The 19,237-nt window shown below is 67.3% G+C and carries 19 protein-coding genes and 1 riboswitch; of the genes, 10 read left to right on the top strand and 9 right to left on the bottom strand.

What is annotated here, in order from left to right; translation table 11 throughout:
* Nucleotides 1-16: 16 nt before the first annotated feature.
* Nucleotides 17-994 (top strand): permease, encoded by a 978-nt coding sequence (locus AB431_RS03220; protein ID WP_047328728.1) that lies wholly within the window; start codon nt 17-19, stop codon nt 992-994.
* On the top strand, nt 991-1,683 hold the full coding sequence (locus AB431_RS03215; RefSeq protein WP_047328727.1) for a TIGR03943 family protein: 693 nt from the start codon (nt 991-993) through the stop codon (nt 1,681-1,683). The genes AB431_RS03220 and AB431_RS03215 overlap by 4 nt, the downstream gene beginning before the upstream one ends.
* On the opposite strand, the gene AB431_RS03210 is transcribed toward AB431_RS03215, so the two are convergent.
* From AB431_RS03210 to thiO, 4 genes are all read right to left on the bottom strand, one after another.
* A complete protein-coding gene (locus AB431_RS03210) occupies nt 1,674-2,441 on the bottom strand; it encodes an SGNH/GDSL hydrolase family protein (RefSeq protein WP_047328726.1) in 768 nt (255 codons plus the stop codon). The genes AB431_RS03215 and AB431_RS03210 overlap by 10 nt on opposite strands.
* The gene (locus AB431_RS03205; protein ID WP_047328725.1) at nt 2,438-3,208 is read right to left on the bottom strand and encodes a thiazole synthase; all 771 of its coding nucleotides are present in this window, start codon (nt 3,206-3,208) and stop codon (nt 2,438-2,440) included. Before AB431_RS03205 ends, AB431_RS03210 begins: the two co-directional genes overlap by 4 nt.
* Entirely contained in the window at nt 3,201-3,398 is a 198-nt protein-coding gene (thiS, locus tag AB431_RS03200; RefSeq protein WP_047328724.1) for a sulfur carrier protein ThiS, read from the bottom strand. The genes AB431_RS03205 and thiS overlap by 8 nt, the downstream gene beginning before the upstream one ends.
* Nucleotides 3,395-4,402 (bottom strand): glycine oxidase ThiO, encoded by a 1,008-nt coding sequence (gene thiO, locus AB431_RS03195; RefSeq protein ID WP_047328723.1) that lies wholly within the window; start codon nt 4,400-4,402, stop codon nt 3,395-3,397. The genes thiS and thiO overlap by 4 nt, the downstream gene beginning before the upstream one ends.
* A riboswitch (TPP riboswitch) is annotated at nt 4,397-4,508 on the bottom strand. Its footprint overlaps the gene before it by 6 nt.
* A 24-nt stretch (nt 4,509-4,532) precedes the next feature.
* Here thiO and thiE point away from each other — a divergent pair.
* Both thiE and AB431_RS03185 read left to right on the top strand, forming a co-directional pair.
* Entirely contained in the window at nt 4,533-5,222 is a 690-nt protein-coding gene (gene thiE, locus AB431_RS03190; protein WP_047328722.1) for a thiamine phosphate synthase, read from the top strand.
* 81 nt (nt 5,223-5,303) lie between these two features.
* Entirely contained in the window at nt 5,304-6,293 is a 990-nt protein-coding gene (locus tag AB431_RS03185) for an IS481 family transposase (protein WP_047328721.1), read from the top strand.
* On the opposite strand, the gene AB431_RS03180 is transcribed toward AB431_RS03185, so the two are convergent.
* Nucleotides 6,290-6,871 (bottom strand): NUDIX hydrolase, encoded by a 582-nt coding sequence (locus AB431_RS03180; RefSeq protein WP_047328720.1) that lies wholly within the window; start codon nt 6,869-6,871, stop codon nt 6,290-6,292. The genes AB431_RS03185 and AB431_RS03180 overlap by 4 nt on opposite strands.
* A gap of 153 nt (nt 6,872-7,024) precedes the next feature.
* On the opposite strand from AB431_RS03180, the gene glnX reads away from it, so the two are divergent.
* The 3 genes from glnX to AB431_RS03165 are packed head-to-tail and all read left to right on the top strand — an operon-like array spanning nt 7,025 to nt 11,567.
* Complete coding sequence (gene glnX / locus AB431_RS03175; RefSeq protein WP_047328719.1) at nt 7,025-8,344, top strand: protein kinase G-activating protein GlnX; 1,320 nt, start codon at nt 7,025-7,027, stop codon at nt 8,342-8,344.
* Nucleotides 8,341-9,312, top strand: coding sequence for a glutamate ABC transporter substrate-binding protein (locus tag AB431_RS03170; RefSeq protein WP_047333029.1), 972 nt, complete (start codon nt 8,341-8,343; stop codon nt 9,310-9,312). Before glnX ends, AB431_RS03170 begins: the two co-directional genes overlap by 4 nt.
* Nucleotides 9,312-11,567: a serine/threonine-protein kinase PknG gene (locus AB431_RS03165; protein WP_047328718.1), complete on the top strand. Its 2,256-nt coding sequence runs from the start codon at nt 9,312-9,314 to the stop codon at nt 11,565-11,567. Before AB431_RS03170 ends, AB431_RS03165 begins: the two co-directional genes overlap by 1 nt.
* A 40-nt stretch (nt 11,568-11,607) precedes the next feature.
* On the opposite strand, the gene AB431_RS03160 is transcribed toward AB431_RS03165, so the two are convergent.
* A complete protein-coding gene (locus AB431_RS03160) occupies nt 11,608-12,051 on the bottom strand; it encodes an SRPBCC domain-containing protein (protein ID WP_047328717.1) in 444 nt (147 codons plus the stop codon).
* Nucleotides 12,048-12,383 (bottom strand): helix-turn-helix transcriptional regulator, encoded by a 336-nt coding sequence (locus AB431_RS03155; protein WP_047328716.1) that lies wholly within the window; start codon nt 12,381-12,383, stop codon nt 12,048-12,050. The genes AB431_RS03160 and AB431_RS03155 overlap by 4 nt, the downstream gene beginning before the upstream one ends.
* Nucleotides 12,384-12,463: 80 nt before the next feature.
* Here AB431_RS03155 and AB431_RS03150 point away from each other — a divergent pair, with 80 nt between their 5' ends.
* The 3 genes from AB431_RS03150 (at nt 12,464) to AB431_RS03140 (ending at nt 15,863) form a co-directional block, all read left to right on the top strand.
* A complete protein-coding gene (locus AB431_RS03150; RefSeq protein ID WP_047328715.1) occupies nt 12,464-13,207 on the top strand; it encodes a DUF899 domain-containing protein in 744 nt (247 codons plus the stop codon).
* A gap of 110 nt (nt 13,208-13,317) precedes the next feature.
* Nucleotides 13,318-14,511, top strand: a complete 1,194-nt coding sequence (locus tag AB431_RS03145; RefSeq protein ID WP_047328714.1) for a lipase family protein — start codon at nt 13,318-13,320, stop codon at nt 14,509-14,511.
* Nucleotides 14,508-15,863 carry an alpha/beta hydrolase family protein gene (locus tag AB431_RS03140; protein WP_047328713.1) on the top strand — a complete coding sequence of 452 codons (1,356 nt, stop codon included), beginning with the start codon at nt 14,508-14,510 and terminating at the stop codon, nt 15,861-15,863. The genes AB431_RS03145 and AB431_RS03140 overlap by 4 nt, the downstream gene beginning before the upstream one ends.
* Before the next feature lie 7 nt (nt 15,864-15,870).
* On the opposite strand, the gene AB431_RS03135 is transcribed toward AB431_RS03140, so the two are convergent.
* On the bottom strand, nt 15,871-17,058 hold the full coding sequence (locus tag AB431_RS03135; protein WP_047328712.1) for an acetate kinase: 1,188 nt from the start codon (nt 17,056-17,058) through the stop codon (nt 15,871-15,873).
* Entirely contained in the window at nt 17,058-19,130 is a 2,073-nt protein-coding gene (gene pta, locus AB431_RS03130; RefSeq protein WP_047328711.1) for a phosphate acetyltransferase, read from the bottom strand. The genes AB431_RS03135 and pta overlap by 1 nt, the downstream gene beginning before the upstream one ends.
* Nucleotides 19,131-19,237: the final 107 nt, after the last annotated feature.

Below are 19,237 nucleotides of genomic sequence, written 5' to 3'. Positions count from 1 at the left end.
TGGCACCATGTCCTCGATGACCGTCACCTCCCCACGCCGCCGCCTCATGACCTCGACCGAGGTGCTGGTGGCCGCATTGGTGGTGTGCGCGCTGGTCGGCACCTGGATGCGCGACGGGGTCGCAGGCAACCCGCAGCTGGCTATCGCGGGAACGGTGTTCGCCGGGGTTTTTCTGCAGGCCGTGCCCTTTCTGGTGCTCGGCGTGGTGATCAGCGGGCTGATCGCCGCTTTCGTGTCCGCGGAGCGACTGGCCCGATGGTTGCCCAGGCGGGCGCCGGTAGCCGTGCTGACGGCCGGGGTGGCCGGCGCGGCGCTGCCGGGTTGTGAGTGCGGGTCTGTGCCGGTGGCCCGGCGACTGTTCGGCGACGGGGCGGCAGGAGCCGCGGCTCTGACGTTCATGCTCAGCGCGCCGGCGATCAATCCGGTCGTGCTGGTCGCGACCGCTGTGGCGTTCCCGGGTCAGCCACAGATGGTGGCCGCCCGCTGCATCGCGTCACTGGCCACCCCGGTGGTCATGGGCATCGTGTGGTCGCGCTGGGGTCGACCCGGCTGGGTCACCCGCATGCTGCCCCGCTCCCACGACGACGCCCCGTCCCGCTGGGTCGCCTTCACCGAGGCCGCCCGGCACGACTTCCTGCAGGCCGCCTCGTACCTCGTGATCGGCGCGGCGGCTGCCGCCACACTGCGGGTTCTGGTGCCGCCGTGGGTGTTCGAGCATCTGGCCGGCCATCTGTTGATCGGTGTCGTGACGATGGCATTGCTGGCGTTCGTGCTGGCGCTCTGTTCGGAGGCCGACGCTTTCGTGGCGGCCAGCCTCACCATGGTGCCGCTGGTACCGCGGCTGGTGTTCTTGGTGGTCGGCCCGGCAGTCGATGTGAAACTCGTTGCGATGCAAGCAGGTTTGTTCGGACGCGGTTTCGCGCTGCGCTTCGCGCCGGCCACACTGGTGGTCGCGACGGTGCTGGCGACGGCGGTGGGACTGGCGCTGCTGTGAGACGCGAAACCGAGAACACCCTGCTGCTGATCGTCGGCATCGCCCTGGTGATGGTCACGGTCACCGGGGCATACACCCGCTACGTCAAGCCCGGGATGCTGCCGTGGCTCGCGATCTCGGCCGCCGTGCTCATCGGGCTCGCACTGACCGCGATCGCGCGCGACATCCGGCGGGGTGAAGCTCACCAGCATACTTTTCACCATCACCGCAACGGCATCGTCTGGCTGCTGGTGCTGCCGGTGATCATGCTGATCTTCGTGGTGCCACCGGCATTGAGCGCCCGCGCCGCCGCGCCCGCGACGGTGTCCGTCGCACGATCGTTCCCGCCACTGCCGCCTGGACCGGCGCCGATGTTGTCGCTGCCGGAAGTGTTGATGCGGGTGGCTGTCGGCAAGGCCGGGGGGCTGGACGGTCAGCCGATCACCACCACCGGCTTCACCATGCGCAACGGGGAACAGACCGATCTGGCGAAGATCGTCATCATCTGCTGTGCGGCCGACGCGCAACTGGCCCGACTGCACCTGTCCGGGCCCGCCGCACAGACGGCGGCCTCGATGCCGGAAAACACCTGGCTGAGGGTGGAGGGCACTGTCCCCTCCGGCCAAACCTATTCCGGCACAGCGGCGATCCCGACGCTTGAGTCGATCCGCGTCGTGCGAATCGACCCGCCCGCCAACACCTACGGCTGACGAAAGCCCGCGACGACCAGTTCGGCCACCGCCTGCATGCCTGCGGCATTGGGATGCCACGGTTTCGGACGCCACGGCAACAACGAGCCGGCGCCGATCGTCCACGGGTCATCAGACCAGGCGTGATGATCGCGGCTCGCGTCGGCGGCGTGGACCACCTCACACCCGGTGGCCCCAGCCGCGGCAGCGGTTTCGTCCGCCAGCCGCCGCGCGACGTGGCGGCCAAGGTCGGCGACGTCGGTAGCCAGCGGCGGCGCCGGCGTTCCCGATGGCGGCAGCAGAGTCAGGTAGTCCACGAACATGATTCGCGCGCGCGGCGACCGACTACGCAACACCTCGCCGACTTCCCGCAGCGAGGCACCCACCTGGTTCAGCGCGGCTTCACGAGCGGCGGGATCCAGCAGCTCACGCAACGTGTCACCGAGCACCGGAAGCTTACGCAGCACCGACGGCAGCGTCGCCGCGAACAGCAACGGGACATACCCGACGTCGTTGCCGCCGATCGTGACGGTGACCAACTCCTCGGAACCATCGAGGGCCTCGATCTGGGGCGGCGCACCGCGTTGGCGGTCGCGCAGCACGTTCGCGGTGGTGGCCCCGGAGTAGGTGACGTCGACGAGGTCGAGGCTCAGACGTTCGGCAACCAGGTGCGGGTAGTTGCGCGCCGACCGGCCGGCCGGCAACGGCGAACCGGCCGCCCTGGGCTTGATCCCGGGGCCGGCCGCCATCGAGCTACCGAGAGCGACGTAGCGGCTCACGCATCCTGCCAGCTGATGGCCGGGCTCGATGCCTGTGCCCAGAACCGCTTCGGAATCCGCCCGGCGTGCCGGGCCAGCAGACCGGCGGTCACCGCTGCCGACATCGCTGCCGCCATCGCCGGCGGATCCGCAGCCCGGGTGACGGCGCTGGCCAAAAGTACCGCATCGCAACCCAATTCCATCGCGAGCGCGGCGTCGCTGGCGGTGCCGATTCCGGCGTCGAGTATCACCGGAACCCCGGCGGCCGCGACGATCATCTCGATGTTGTGCGGATTGGAGATTCCCAGCCCGGTGCCGATCGGCGAGCCCAGCGGCATCACCGCCGCGCACCCGGTGTCCTCGAGCCGGCGGGCCAGCACCGGGTCGTCATTGGTGTAGGGCAGCACCACGAAGCCGTCGTCCACCAATTGCTCTGCAGCGCGGACCAATTCGATCGCATCCGGTAGCAGGGTCCGCTCGTCGGCGATGACCTCGAGTTTGATCCAGTTGGTGCCCAGCGCCTCACGAGCCAGCTGCGCGGTCAGCACCGCCTCGGCCGCGCCGCGACAGCCCGCGGTGTTGGGTAGCGGGGTGATTTGCAGGCGGGCAAGTAGATCCAGCACGCCGGTGCCGCCCTCGGCGTCCACCCGGCGCATCGCGACGGTGGTCAACTCGGTGCCCGAGGCCACCAGCGCCTCTTCCAGCACCGTCAGGCTCGGCGCACCGCCAGTGCCCAGGATCAGTCGCGAGCCGAACGTACGACCCGCGATCGTGAGCTGCTCAACCACCTTGCACCGCCGTTACCACCTCGACACGGGCACCCTCGGGCACCACCGAATTCCATTGTGAGCGAGGCAGAACCGACCAGTTCACGGCGACGGCGATGCCGCGGTCGGGAAAGCCGAGACTGTCCAGTAAGCCTGACACCGTGGTGCCGTCATCGACTTCCAGTTCCTCGTCGTTGACCATCAGCTTCACGCGGGTGCTCCAATCAACTCTGCGGCGATACGCTCGGCGGTCCACGGCGCCAGCAGGAATCCGGACCGGCCGTGCCCGGTGGCCACCAGGGTGCGGTCGTCGAGCCGCCCGACGATCGGCATGTTGTCCGGGGTCATCGGCCGCAACCCCGCCGCGCACTCGGCCAGCTCGTACTCGCCCAGGGCCGGAATCACCTCGCAGGCGTCGTCGAGCAGCTCGCGCACCCCGGCCACCGACGGCGCGGTGTCGCGGCCGTGTTCGTACTGGGTCGCCCCGACCACCACCCCGTCGACCCGGGGCACCAGGTACACCGCACGGCCGTGCACCCGCGCCCGAATCACGCGCTGCGGCACCGGCATACAGCCACGTCGCCAGCGCAGCCGTAGCACCTCGCCCTTCACCGGCCGGACCTGAAGACCCGGCCACAGCGCGGGTGCATCGATGCCGTTGGCGATGACCACGGTGTCGACACCATCGCGGGCGTCGTCGAGGCGTTCGACCGGCGCCGCCCACCGAACCCCGAGTTGCTCACAGTGTGCCTCCAGGGCCGCCACCAGTTTGCGATTGTCCACCGCCAGCTCGTCGGCGGCGAGGAAGCCGTGCCGAATGCCTTGGGCCAGAAGCGGTTCGGTGTCGCGGGCGGTGTTCGTCACGGTGACCGGGTGGCCCTGTGCCGACAACCAGTCCGCGACGGTCCGCAGGTCGGCCGCGTCAGCCCGGTCGACACCGACCACCAGCGACTCGCGTGCGGTGACGACGTCGGCGGGCAAATCGTCGAGGAAGCCGGCATGCCACAGGCGCAGCGACTCCAAGCCCAGCTGCAGCAGCCGCTCCTCGCTCGGCCAGCCTTCGCTGTGCGGGGTCAGCATGCCGCCGGCCACCCACGACGCCCCGTTTGAGGAGGTCCGGTGCACCCGTACCGACAACCCGTCGAGCAGGGCGCGCCGTGCCACCGCGAGTCCGATGACACCGCCCCCGATGACGGCCAGAGAATCCTTCGACATATCCCTTTCGCTTCCTTCGCCGGCATGACCCGGATCAGGTGGTGACGGTCTGGGCGGGGTGCGCTCCACTCTCAGCCCCGCTCCCGGGGCTCCCGTGCCAACCATTCACGCTAGTCGCTACCGTCGCGGTGTGCACGAACCCCACACCAGGCTCGCAAGCGCACGGCTCTATCTGTGCACCGACGCACGCCGTGAGCGCGGTGACCTGGCCGAGTTCGCCGACGCGGCGCTGGCCGGCGGCGTCGACATCATTCAGCTTCGCGACAAGGGCTCCCCCGGTGAGCAGCAGTTCGGCCCACTCGAGGCCCGTGACGAGCTCGCCGCGCTGGAAATCCTGGCCGAGGCGGCTCGACGCCACGGCGCTCTGCTTGCCGTCAACGACCGCGCCGACATCGCCCGCGCGGCGGGAGCCGACATTCTGCATCTCGGGCAGGACGATCTGCCGCTGCCGATCGCCCGCGAGGTCATCGCCCCGCAGACCCTGATCGGGCGCTCCACCCACCAGAGCGGCGAGGCCGCCCGGGCGCTCACCGAGGACGTCGACTACTTCTGCGTCGGCCCGTGCTGGCCCACGCCGACGAAACCGGGCCGGCCCGCGCCGGGCCTCGATCTGGTTCGGGAAGTCTCGACCATGCAGTCGGCCAAGCCGTGGTTCGCGATCGGCGGGATCGACGAAACTCGCCTGCCCGAGGTGCTCGAGGCCGGTGCGACCCGGATCGTGGTGGTGCGGGCGATCACCGCGGCCGACGATCCGAAGGCCGCCGCCCAGCGGCTCACTGCGGCGTTGCCGACTAGCTGTACTGACCACGGACGTTGGTGACGGCGTGGCGTGGTGACATGACGAAGACCTCCGAGTGAAGTGCGAGCTGTCTAGGAACGCTTTCACCAACCGGAGGTCTTCGTGTCCCACCGTAATGCCCCTTTGTCCGAAACCGGTCGTCTGAGGCTGGCTCGTTGCGTCGTTGAGGACGGCTGGCCGCTGCGTCGAGCCGCTGAACGCTTCCAGGTCTCGGTCACCACCACCTCTCGGTGGGCGACTCGATACCGCGAACAGGGTGAGGCCGGCATGGCCGACCGCAGCTCACGGCCGCACCGAAGTCCGAATCAGACACCGACCCGCATCGAGCGGCGGATCATCAAAGTCCGGGTCCTGCGCCGGTGGGGACCAGCTCGCATCGGGTATTTGTTGGGCATTCACCCCTCCACGGTGCACCGGGTACTCACCCGCTACGGAGTGGCCAAGCTTCGGTGGCTGGACCGACCCACCGGACGTGTGATCCGCCGCATCGAAACCTCCCAGTGCGGGGATCTAGTGCATGTCGATGTCAAGAAACTGGGCAAGATCCCCGCTGGTGGCGGCTGGCGGATGCTGGGCCGCACGATCGGCCAGCGCAACTCCCAGGCCGACAAAGGCTCTGGACTTCGCAGTAAGTACCGCCATCCCTTGCACGGTCACCACTTCCTCCACACGGCGATTGACGCACACTCCCGGCTGGCCTACTCAGAACTGTTGCCCAATGAACGCAAAGAGACCGCGGCAGGCTTTTGGCTACGCGCCAACGCCTGGTTCGCCGAATGCGGCATCCCCGTGCGGAACGTGTTGACCGACAACGGGTCCTGCTACCGCTCTCACGCCTTCCGTGAGGCCTTAGGCGACGTTGAACACCGTCGCACGCGCCCTTATCGGCCGCAGACAAACGGCAAGGTAGAACGCTTCCACCGAACCCTGGCCGATGAATGGGCCTACGCCCGGCTCTACACCAGCGACGCCGAACGCTGCACCCAGTTCCCGATCTGGCTGCACACCTACAATCACCACCGCGGCCACACCGCACTCGGCGGTCAACCACCCGCCAGCCGCGTACCTAACCTCTCAGGTCAGTACAACTAGCTGACCTCGGCTGCTGTCGAGGTGCACCAGGCGAAGACGCCGGTCTGGATCTCCACGGTGTGCGGCACCGGCAGCACACAGTCCTCGTGATCGTGCGATGTCAGCATGGTGGTGATGCGCAGGCGTTCCCAGCTGGCGGCGAACCCGGGGTGCAGCGGCAGCTCGACCACTTCGTCCTCGGCCACCCAGCGCAACTCGGAACTCTCCCGGTTCGCAATGGTGCTCAGCAGTTCGGGGGCGTCGGCGACGACGGTGGTGTAGCTCCAATGCACTCCCCCGGCGCCGGCCACCTCCGCGGTCACGACCGTCGCGCGGACCTGCACGTGCTCGGCGAGCAGCCCGGCCTCCTCGTGGGCCTCCCGCACCGCGGCCTGCTCGGGAGTTTCGTGGCTGTCGCGCGCGCCGCCCGGAAGCGCCCAGGTGCCGCCCTGGTGACTCCAGGGGGCACGGTGCTGCAGCAGCACCGCAGGCGTGCCGTCGGGCCGAGGCGCCCGCAGCAACAACCCGGCGGCGCCATGCCGCCCCCAGTAAGGCGTGCCGGTATCCGACACCACCCAGCCGTCGCCATCGCCGCGCACGCGTTCAGGATAAGCACGCCACGCCGGACCCAGGTCGGTCGATCCCGCCCCATCCGTCACAGGACCTCTTAGGATTGTCTCAGGAAGCGCGCCCGGGTATCCGGGCACGGGGCAGCAGAGGATCCGGACAACAGGGAATGAGGTCCGCAAGCGGTGACCGTTGAGCTGGCGCACCCGTCGACCGAGCCATTGGGCCAACGGTCGACGACTCCGCCCGCTCACCCCCGGTGGTGGTTCGTCCGCACGACGCCGGGACGCATCCTGACCCTCGGCGTCATCCTCGCCACGCTCGGCATCCTCAGCGCCTTCGCCACCTCGACGACGATCACCGACCGGCAAACGCAGCTGACCGCCGTGCTCAACCACACCGAGCCGTTGGCCTTCGCCGCCGGCCAGCTCTACACCACGCTCTCGGTGGCTGATGCCGCCGCGGCGACCGCGTTCATCGCCGGCTCGGAGCCGCGCGCCGTGCGCCAGCGCTACGAGCAGGCGATCACCGACGCGGCTGTCGCGGTCACCCGCGCATCCAGCGGCCTCACCGACGAGCCCCTGGTGCAGCTGCTGGGCCGGATCAACGCACAGCTCGCGGTGTACACCGGCCTGATCGAGACGGCGCGAACCAACAACCGGATGGGCAACCCGGTCGGCTCGTCGTACCTCTCCGAAGCCTCGGCGCTGATGCAGCAGCAGATCCTGCCCGACGCGCAGCGGCTGTACGAGCAGACCTCGGCGCGCGTCGACGCCGAGACCACAGCATCCACCCGCATCCCGGCGCCGGTGATCTTGCTGGTAGCAGTGACGCTCCTGTTCGGGGTGTTCGGGCATCGATGGCTGGCCGACCGCACCAAACGCCGGGTGAACGTCGGCCTGATCGCCGGTGGTCTGGCGATCGTGATCATGATCATCTGGGTGGGTTCGGCGCTGATCGTCTCCACCGCCGGCAGCCGGGCCGCGAAGAACACCGCGGCCGAGTCGCTGAAAACGGTGACTAACCTGGCTATCACGGCTCAGCAGGCACGCGCCGACGAGACGCTGTCGCTGATCCGGCGAGGGGACGAAGACCTCCGTAAGCGCTCCTACTACCAACGTGTTGAAGCCATGCACACTCAGCTCGCCGACTATCTGGGTCGCAAGGACGCCATCGCCAAGGACGACCTGGCCAACGCCGACGCGTTGCTGACCAAATGGCGGCAAGCCGACGAGCGGATCAACGCCTACATCTCGGTCGGCAACTACCAGGCCGCCACCCAGGTGGCGTTGGGCACCGGCGAGGACGACTCGACGCCGGCGTTCGACAAGCTGGATGCGGCGCTGTCCAGTGGCATCCGGCAGAGCCGCAACCAACTGCGCAATGACATCCTGTCCGCCCGCCGGGTGCTGTCGGGCACCACCGTCGGCGGGGTGGTGCTCTCGGTCGGGGCGGCGATCGCCGTGGCGCTCGGACTGTGGCCGCGGCTCAGCGAGTACCGATGATGAGCGTGCGCCGGTTGCTGTGCATCACGGTCGCCGCAGCGACCGTGCTCAGCGGCTGCGGCAAGACCGAATTCATCGGCGCCCCGCCGGTGCCGACGCTGGCGCCGCCCACGCCCGCCGGGATGCAGGAGCTCGCCCCCGAGCCGCCCCAGCGCCCGGATCCCTCGGAGAACTCCTGCGATCGCACCGCCAGCCTGAAGCCGTTTCCCACCAAGGCCGAAGCTGACGCGGCGGTGGCCGGGATCCGCGCCCGGGGCCGGCTGATCGTCGGGCTGGACGTCGGCAGCAACCTGTTCTCCTTCCGCGATCCGATCACCGGCGAGATCACCGGGTTCGACGTCGACATCGCCGGTGAGGTGGCCCGCGATATCTTCGGGACCCCGTCGGCCGTCGAGTACCGGATCTTGTCGTCGGCCGACCGGATCACCGCGCTGCAGAACAACACCGTCGACATCGTGGTCAAGACCATGACGATCACCTGCGAGCGGCGCAAGCTGGTCAACTTCTCGACGGCGTATTTCACTGCCTATCAACGCATTCTGGCGCCGCGGGAATCGGCCATCTCGCAGGCCTCCGACCTGACCGGGCGGCGGGTCTGCGTCGCCAGCGGCACGACGTCCCTGGACCGGGTGCGCCAGATCGCGCCACCGCCGATCATCGTGACGGTGGTGAGCTGGGCAGACTGCCTGGTCGCGTTGCAGCAGCGCGAGGTCGACGCGGTCAGCACCGACGACTCCATTCTGGCCGGCCTGGTGGCCCAGGATCCGTATTTGCACATTATCGGACCGAACATGGCCCAGGAGCCGTACGGCATCGGCATCAACCTGACCAACACTTCCCTGGTGCGCTTCGTCAACGGGACGCTGGAGCGCATCCGGCGCGACGGCACCTGGAACACGTTGTACCGCAAGTGGTTGACGGTGCTGGGACCTGCGCCGGCTCCCCCGACACCGAGGTACCTCGACTGATGGCCGCGTCGGATCAGCCAGAAGTCGACGTCGGAACGCAGCCGGCGGCGTTCGACGACCTCACCATGGATTCGACGTCGACGATGTGGCCGATGGCCACTCAGGCGATATATCGTCCGCAGTTCGAGGACGACGATGACGACTCGATCGGCAGCGTGGGTACCGAGCCCGAGTCCATGCACCACGCCACCGTGGCCCGCAAGCTGTCGCCGACCCGGCGCCTCGGTGGTGGGCTGGTAGAGATACCCCGGTACCCCGAGATCGACCCGCTCGCGGCATTGATGGTCAATCCTGTTGTCGCCGAGTCGAAGCGGTTCTGCTGGAACTGCGGCCGCCCGGTGGGTCGCAAGACCGAGGACGGCGAGGCGGCATCGGAGGGGTGGTGCCCGCACTGCAACAGCGCGTATTCGTTCCTGCCGCAGCTGGTTCCCGGGGACATGGTCGCCGACCAGTACGAAATCAAAGGCTGTGTGGCACATGGTGGTCTCGGGTGGGTGTACCTCGCCGTCGACCACAACGTCAACGAACGACCGGTGGTGCTCAAGGGTCTGGTTCATTCCGGCGACGCCGAGGCGCAGGCGATCGCGATGGCCGAACGTCAGTTCCTCGCCGAGGTTGTTCACCCCTCGATCGTGAAGATCTTCAACTTCGTCGAGCACCCCGATTCCCACGGTGAGCCCGTCGGCTACATCGTGATGGAGTACGTCGGCGGCAAGTCACTGAAAGCGCCCAAGGGCGAGAAGCTTCCGGTATCGGAGGCCATCGCCTACATGCTGGAGATCCTGCCGGCGCTGGGCTATCTGCATTCGATCGGCCTGTGTTACAACGATCTCAAGCCGGAGAACGTGATGGTGACCGAGGAGCAGCTCAAGCTGATCGACCTCGGCGCGGTGTCACGAATCAACTCGTTCGGCTATCTCTACGGCACACCCGGCTACCAGGCGCCGGAGATCGTGCGGACGGGACCGACCGTCGCCAGCGACATCTACACGGTGGGTCGCACCCTGGCCGCGTTGACGCTGAAGCTGCGAACTCGCAAGGGGCGCTACGTCGACGGCCTTCCCGAAGACGACCCGGTGCTCAAGAAATATGATTCGTTCGCGCGGCTGCTGCGCCGGGCGATCGACCCCGATCCGCGCCGCCGGTTCGCCAGCGCCGAGGAGATGTCCTCGCAGCTGCTGGGTGTGCTGAGGGAAGTCGTCGCCGAGGACACCGGTGTGCCGCGGCCCGGCCTGTCGACGGTGTTCACCCGTACCCGCGCGGCGTTCGGGGTGGAATTACTGGTGGCGCACACCGACGTCTACCTCGACGGGATGGCCCATGCCGAGAAGCTGACCGCGGCCGAGATCGTCACGGCCCTGCCGGTTCCGCTGGTGGATCCGACGGACATCGCGGCGACCGTGCTCTCGACGACGGTGCTGTCGCAACCCGTCCAGACACTGGATTCGCTCCGCGCGGCCCGACACGGCGGATTGGACTCCGAGGGTGTCGATCTGACGGAATCAATGGAGTTGCCGTTGATGGAGGTGCGGGCGCTGCTCGACCTGGGTGATGTCGCCAAGGCCAACCGCAAGCTCGACGACCTGGCCGAGCGGGTGGGCTGGCGCTGGCGGCTGATCTGGTTCAAGGCCGTCTCCGAGCTTCTGACCGGCGACTATGATTCGGCGACAAAGCATTTCACTGAAGTTCTGGACATTTTCCCGGGCGAGTTGGCGCCAAAGTTGGCATTGGCGGCAACGGCCGAACTGGCCGCCACCTCCGACGAGCTGCCGTTCTACCGAACGGTCTGGCAGACCGACAACAATTCCATTTCGGCCGCCTTCGGCCTGGCCCGGGCGCTGTCGGTGGAGGGCGATCGCGAGGCGGCGGTCCGCACACTCGACGAAGTGCCTGCCGCCTCACGGCATTTCACCACCGCGCGGTTGACCAGCGCGGTGACGCTGCTGTCCGGACGGTCGGCCAGCGAGCTGTCCGAGGAGCAGATCCGTGATGCCGCGCGCCGGGTGGAGGCACTGCCCGACTCTGAACCGCGCGTGCTGCAGATACGCGCACTGGTGTTGGGTACGGCGATGGACTGGATGAGTGAGAACACCGCCAGTACCAACCACATTCTTGGCTTCCCGTTCACCGAACACGGCTTACGTCTCGGCGTCGAAGCGTCGCTGCGGAGCCTGGCCCGGGTGGCCACCAGTCAAGCGCACCGCTACGCGCTGGTAGACATGGCCAACAACGTGCGGCCCACCAGCACGTTCTGAGGGCTGCTGCGCCGGGTTTGCGGTACGGCGGCGAGTGCGCTCAGGGCACCCTCGACTCCAGCCTGCCTGCCAGCTGCTCGAAGGTGGCGATCCAGCCGTTGTGAAACGACTCGAATTCGCTTGTCGGCAGCAGGGAGTGCTCGATCGACATCAGCGTCTCGCCCGCCCCGACCGGTTCGAACGTCACGTTGACGATGCTGGCCCGGGTCGGGTCCGCCCAATTCGAGTTGCTCCAGGTGAACCGCAGCAGACGCGGGCGGTCGATGGTCAAGAACTGCCCGCTGATCAGCACCCTGGTGCCCGAGTCGTCGACGTCGAAGCGCACCGTGCCACCCACGCGCGCCTCGACGGTCACGTCGACGACCCGCACGGGGTCCGGGCACATCCACTCCTGCAGCGCCTCGGGATCGAGCCACTCGTCGAAGACCACCTGGGGCGACGCCGGCATGACCCGCTGCACGACGACGGTCACCGTCTCGCTCACCGGTGCTCGCCCTTCTTGCGGCGCAGCCGTGCGGCCAGTGCGTCGGCGCGCTCCGACCAGAATCGGGTCTGTTCGTCGATCCAAAGCTGGGCGGCGCCAAGGCCTTCCGGCCGCAGCGACACCCAGTGCTCGCGGCCGCGCACCTCCCGATGAATGAGCCCGGCCGACTCGAGCACCCCGATGTGGCGGGATACGCCGGCGAAGGTCATCGGCAACGGGGCAGCAAGGTCGGTGATCCGCGCATCACCATGCCGCAACGCCTCGATCAGGTGGCGACGCGTCGGGTCGGCGAGTGCACCATAGGCCCGGTCCAAGACTTGATCTTCAACCATCTTGTTGACTATAGCCGCTCCTCGTGGTTCGCTGAAGTCAGATACTCAACTGTTTTGTTGAATGTTTTTAAGGAGCGCACATGAAGACTCCCCACATCGTGTCGGCCGCCGAGTGGGAGACCGCCCGTCACGAAATGCTGGCAGGAGAAAAGGAATTGACCCGCGCCCGCGACGCGCTGGCCGCGTTGCGCCGGCGGATGCCGTGGACCCCCGTCGAGAAGCACTACGAGTTCGACGGGCCCGACGGCACCGTCAGCCTGCTGGACCTGTTTCAGGGCCGTCGCCAACTTATCGTGTACCGGGCGTTCCTGGATCCCGGAGTCCACGGTTGGCCCGACCACGGCTGCGTCGGATGCTCCCTGATGGCTGACCACATCGGCAACCTGGCACACCTCAACGCCCGCGACACCACGCTGGTCTACGCGTCCCGAGGGGCGCAAGCCGACATCACGCGCATCAAGGCCACAATGGGCTGGGACATTCCGTGGTACACCATGGTACCCGGGCCGGACAGCGCCTTCGACGTCGACTTCGGTGTCGACCAGTGGCACGGAACCAATGCCTTCATCCGCGACGATGACCAGATCTACCGCACCTACTTCATCGATAGTCGCGGCGACGAAATCTTCGTCAACACTTGGCATTTCCTTGATATGACCGCACTGGGGCGCCAGGAGACGTGGGAGGACTCACCGCAGGGCTATCCGCAGAGTAAACCCTACGAATGGTGGGCCTGGCACGACCATTACCCCGAACACACCCCGTCGCGGTGGTTCGGCGAGCCAGATCCCGATGACCCGTACGACCCGCGACCACCGCGGTAGACATCACCCCGGCCAACCGACCCGCCGCAAACCCCCGGCGCGATCGTCCCGGCGGCTACTAGCATCCAGTTGTGCGACGAATACCGGCCGCAAAGGCCCTCTTTATCCTGATGCTCGTTGCTCTTGTCGGTGCTGGCTGCAGTAGCCGACCGCCGCGGCCCACGGAAAAACAGAAGACCGCCTCGGAGAACTACGGCGATCTCGTCACCAGTGACGCGGTCACCGACCTCGATCCATCGCTGCAATCTGCGGTCGGCTGGGCGCAGCGTTTCACCTACGCATCGCGCTCAGGGATCAACGACAGCACCACTCACGTCACCGGAATACTCTTGGCCCCCAAGGGCCGCCCCCCGGAAGGGGGTTGGCACGTCGTCGCGTTCGGCCATCCCACGACGGGTTCGCTGCCCGGATGCGGGCCCTCGACTTCGCCTCAGCTCACTTCGCCCGCTGTCGTGCGACAGCTACTGCAGGCCGGCTATCCCGTGGTGATGCCCGACTACCAGGGGCTGGGGGACCTGGACAGAATCAAGGATCGGCCGGGCCGCGACAGTTATCATCCATACCTCGACTCGACGACCGTCGGCTACAACCTGATCGACTCGGTTAAAGCCGCCCGCAAACTGATCGAACGTGCCGTCACCCCGGCTTCGACGTCTTTCGCCGCCCTGGGCATCGGTCAGGGTGGCCAGGCGGCCTGGGCCGCCAACGAACTGATGGCGAACCAAGGCCAAGGGCTCACCTTGCTCGGCTCGGTCGCGATTTCGCCGGTTTCCGATATAACGGGCCTGGCCGATGCTGCCGAGGCGGGCACCCTCAACAGCCAGCAACAACTCGATCTCCCAGCGCTTCTCGCCGGACTGAAGAACTCGTACCCCGACGACTTCCACCTGGACGACTACCGCGGCGGGATCGTAGCGCAGAAATGGGATGCACTGCTGGCCTGCGACGCCGCCGGATTGCGGGAGCGCGCCACGATCGCAGGACAGATCACCCCCGCCGATCTGAGACCCCACTCACCGGCCGCCGTGACCACCCTTCGCGGCTTCCTCAAGAAAAGCAGCCTGCCGCAAGGGCCCACGCAGGCTCCGATGCTGGTGATCTACGGCGATCAGGATCCTCTGGTCCCCGCCGGGTGGGTGGATGCCGCGCTGAGCCGCGCGTGTCAGATGGGTGACGTCCTCACGATCCGCCGCCTCGCCGCCGATGCACCGGACCAGCTCGACATGACCGAGGCGGTGGACTGGATCAACCAGCGCGTCGACCTCGTTCCGACACACAATGATTGCGGAGGCCGTACATCTTGAGCCTCACACATGGCTGGCTATTGATCGCGCTGCAAGTCCTCGCCGCCGCGGTCCTGGTGGCGGCGATCGGCAGGAGATCACCGCGGTGGTTGAGGATCTGGCTGCCGGTCGCGGTGATCGCCGGCGGCATCTGCGCGGCACTGACGTTCTGGTTCATCGAAGACCAGGGGATGTCGCAGGATCCGGCGCCCGCGGCCTTCTGGTTGTGGATCGTCGGCATCGGGGTCGCCGTCGTCGTGCTTATCACCGGCTGGGTCGGTACCGGATGGCCGCGCCGCACTGCGGCGATCCTGGCCGTTCCGCTGTGTCTGCTGTGCGCCGCGCTGGCGGTAAACACCTGGGTCGGCTACTTCCCCACCGTGCAGTCCGCCTGGGACCGGGTCACCGGCAACGAGCCGCCGCGTTGGATTGACCAGTCAACCCTGGCCGACATGCAGAGCAACGGGGCCAGGCCGGCCCAGGGTGTCGTCGTCAAAATGACGACACCCGCTGCCGCATCCGGCTTTTCGCACCGGCAGGAATACGTCTACCTGCCACCGGCATGGTTTGCTACCTCACCACCACCCCAGCTGCCCGCGGTGATGATGTTCGGCGGGGAGTTCGGCCGTCCCGACGACTGGCTGCGGTCGGCCGATGCGCTGCTCACGCTGGACGAATTCACTGCGCGGCACTACGGCAATGCCCCGGTGATGGTCTTTCCCGACGTCGGCGGGACCTTCAGCAATGACACCGAATGCGTCAACGGCACCCGCGGCAACGCCGCCGACCATATCATCAAAGATGTTGTGCCCTATGTGGTCTCGACCTTCGGCGTGAGCCCGAAAGCCGCGAGCTGGGGCGTCGCGGGGTGGTCGTCGGGGGGAACCTGCGCGCTGATGCTCGGCGTCATGTACCCCGAGGTGTTCAATGCAATCGTCGACATCGACGGTCAGCTCGGCCCCAATGCCGGCACCCGGGAGCAGACCATCGCCCGATTATTCGGCGGCGATGCCGCGGCTTGGGAGACCTTCGACCCGAAATCCGCGGTGGTCCGGCACGGGCCCTACACCGGCATGTCGGCGTGGTTCGCGGTGTCATCGGATACCTCCGCCGAGTACCGGCCCGGCGAACACATCGGCACCCCACCCTCGGCGCCGTCCCAGTGGGATACCAATTCTGAGGACCACGCCGACATCGCTCATGCCTTGTGTTCGCTGCTGAGCAGCTACGGCATTGAGTGTGCGGTGGTGAACACCCATGCGTCCCACGACTTCCAGGGCGCGGGCTATGCGTTCGCCGACGCCCTGCCATGGCTGGCAGGCAAGATCGGCACCCCCGGCGTCAAGGAGATCCCGATGCCCGGCGCCAAGTAAGCAACCTCTAGACCACTGTCAGGCAGGCCTGCGCGATCGCCAGTTCCTCGTTCGTCGGGATCACGAGCACTGTCGTGGGCGACTTCTCGGCGGAGATCCGTCGGGCAGCTCCGGCCGGACTGTCGTTGAGGTGCTCGTCGAGTTCGATCCCCAGTGGCGCCAGCCCGGTCAGCGCGTCGCGCCGTACACGCGCATCGTTCTCCCCCACGCCCGCGGTGAACGTCACCACATCGGTATGGCCCAGGATCGCCAGATAGGCGCCGAGGTATTTGCGCAACCGGTGGATGTAGACGTCGTAAGCCAATTGAGCTGCGTCGTCGCCACTTTCGATTCGCCGGTGGATGGCGCGGAAGTCTATCTCACCGCTGAGCCCGTACATTCCGGAGCGCCGGTTGAGCATCGTCTCGATGTCCTCGACACCCATGTCGCAGGAGCGCCACAGGTAGACGAGCACGCCCGGGTCGATGTCACCGGAGCGGGTGCCCATCACCAGACCCTCCATCGGCGTAAGCCCCATCGAGGTGTCGACGGGGCGGCCACCGGCGATCGCCGACGCCGAGGCGCCATTGCCGAGGTGGAGGACGATCTGGTTGAGCGATTCGATCGGGGCGCCCAGAAAACGCGCGGCCTGCTGGCGCACATATTGGTGCGAAGTGCCGTGGAAGCCGTAGCGGCGAATCTGCCATCGTCTGGCCAGATCCCGATCGATCGCATAGGTGGTCGCGGCGGCGGGTAGATCGTGGAAGAAGGCGGTGTCGAAGACCGCGACGTGAGCCAGGTCGGGCAGCACCTTACGGGCCACCTCGATGCCCAGCACCGCCGGGGGATTATGCAGTGGCGCCAGCGGGGCGAGTTCCCGCAGTTTGGCGATCAGCGCGTCGTCGACGATCGTGGGCCGGTACAGATCCTCGCCGCCATGCACCACGCGGTGACCAACGGCGATCAGTCCCAATCCGTCCAACGCTTGGCCGGTCTCGGCGAACAGGTCGAACGCGGTCCGCAGGGCCGCTTCGTGATCGGCGATGCGGCCGTCGCGCCGAATCTCGTTGTTGCCCAGCACCAGGGTCGCCGTTGACGTCGACTCCCCGATCCGTTCGACGATCCCGTGGGCCAGCGACGCGGCGGTATCTGGTTCCAGTAGCTGATATTTCAGTGACGACGAGCCGGAGTTCAATACCAGAACAGTAGAGCTCATCACTTCCCCTGGGCCTGGATCGCGGTGATCGCAACGGTGTTGACGATGTCTTCGACGAGCGCTCCGCGGGACAGGTCGTTGACGGGCTTGTTGAGGCCCTGCAGCACCGGGCCGATGGCGATGGCGCCCGCACTGCGCTGCACCGCCTTGTAGGTGTTGTTGCCGGTGTTGAGGTCCGGGAAGATCAGCACCGTGGCACGGCCGGCCACCTCAGAGCCTGGCATCTTTGCCGCTGCGACGGTCGAGTCGACGGCGGCGTCGTACTGGATCGGCCCTTCCACCAACAGCTCCGGCGCCCGGGTACGTACCAGTTCGGTTGCCGCCCTGACCTTGTCGACGCCGGCACCGGTGCCCGAGGTGCCGGTCGAGTAGGACAACATCGCCACTCGGGGATCGATCCCGAATTGAGCGGCAGTACGCGCGGAGCTGATCGCGATGTCGGCGAGCTGCTCGGCGGTCGGATCGGGCACGATCGCGCAATCGCCGTAGGCCAGGACCCGGTCGGACAGACACATCAAGAAGATGCTCGACACGGTGGATACGTCGGGCTGGGTCTTGATGATCTCGAACGCGGGTCGCACGGTGTGCGCGGTGGTGTGGGTGGCGCCCGACACCATGCCGTCGACGATCCCGTTGTGCACGAGCATCGTTCCGAAGTAGGACACATCGTGGATGACTTCCCGCGCCTGCTCCAGCGTCACACCCTTCTTTTTGCGAAGTTCGGCGTACTGCGCGGCGAATTCGTCACACAGCTCGCTGGTGCGCGGGTTCAGAACGGTGGCAGCTGTCAGGTCGACGCCCAATTCTGCTGCGCGCGAGCGAACTTCAGACCCCCCGCCGAGAATCGTCAGTTCCGCGACCCCACGGCGCAGCAGCCGGCCGGCCGCCTGCAGAATGCGGTCGTCGTCGCCCTCGGGGAGCACGATTCGTTTGCGATCGGCCCTGGCCCGTTCCATCAGCTGATAGGTGAACATCTGCGGCGTGGTGACGGTGGGGATCGGTAGGCTGAGCCGTTCCTGCAGCTCGTCGATGTCGACGTAGCGCTCCATCAGAGCGAGCGCGGTGTCGATCTTGCGCTGCGACGAAGCGGTGACCCGGCCCCGGGTGCCGGCCACCGCGCTGGCGGTCTCGAACGTGCCGAGGTCGCAGGCGATGATCGGCAGCCGCAGGCCCAGGCCGTTGACCAGTTGGGCGATCGAGGGGTGCAGCGGCAGGCCGCCGTTGAGGATGATCGCCGACAGTGAAGGAAAGCCCTCAGCGGCGTGTGCGCTGGTCACCGCCAAAACCACGTCGGAGCGATCACCCGGCGTGATCACGGCGACGCCTTCGGTCAGCCGCTCCAGACAGTGTTCGGCGGTCATCCCCGCGACGAGCACATCCATCACCTCCCGGCCGAGCAGCGAGGAGTCACCATGCACCAGAACGCCACCGACGGCGTCACGCAGATCGGCGACCGTCGGGGCCACCAACAAGGGCTCCTCGGGCAGAACGTAGACGCGGGGCCCCAGATCCGCGCAGGCCTCGGCCACCGCCGCCAGCTGGGTGGGGTTGGCCCGGTTGGCGACCACCGCCGCTGTGTGGGCGTGCTGCGCGGCCAGCTCGGCCAGGCACAGCTCGATCACCTGAGCCACTTCCTGCGGAGTCCGGTCACGAGCGCGAACCGACAGCACCACGGGTGCGCCCAGGTTGGCCGCGATACGGGCGTTCACGCTCAGCTCGGTCGGAGTGGCGACATCGGTGTAGTCCGATCCGACGATCACCACGGCATCGCAACGGTCGGCCACCTCGTGGTAGCGGTCGACGATGTCGGCAATCGCCCCGTCGGGATCGGCGTGCAGCCGCTCGTAGCTGACGCCGACGCACTCTTCGTATGTCAGGCCGGCATTGCTGTGCGCCAGCAGCAGCTCGAGGATGTAGTCGCGATTCTCTCGCCGTGTGATCGGCCGGAACACTCCCGCCCTCGGCACCATCGCGGTCAACCGGTGCAGGATCCCGAGCGCGACGGTGGACTTGCCGGTGTCACCCTCCGGCGAGGCGATGTAGATCGACGTTGTGGTGCGAGCGGCGGTCACACCCCTAGCTTGTCGTACTCGAAGCGGAACCGACAGTTTCATCCGCCATCACCACGCCGTACCAATTTCGGTTGTCCAGACTTCCGCACTGAAATTGTCGTCCCGAC

The sequence above is a fragment of the Mycobacterium sp. EPa45 genome, from assembly GCF_001021385.1.
GTDB lineage: Bacteria > Actinomycetota > Actinomycetes > Mycobacteriales > Mycobacteriaceae > Mycobacterium.
The sequence above is the reverse complement of the archived record's forward strand: the minus strand, read 5'-3'. Positions and strand labels throughout refer to the sequence as shown.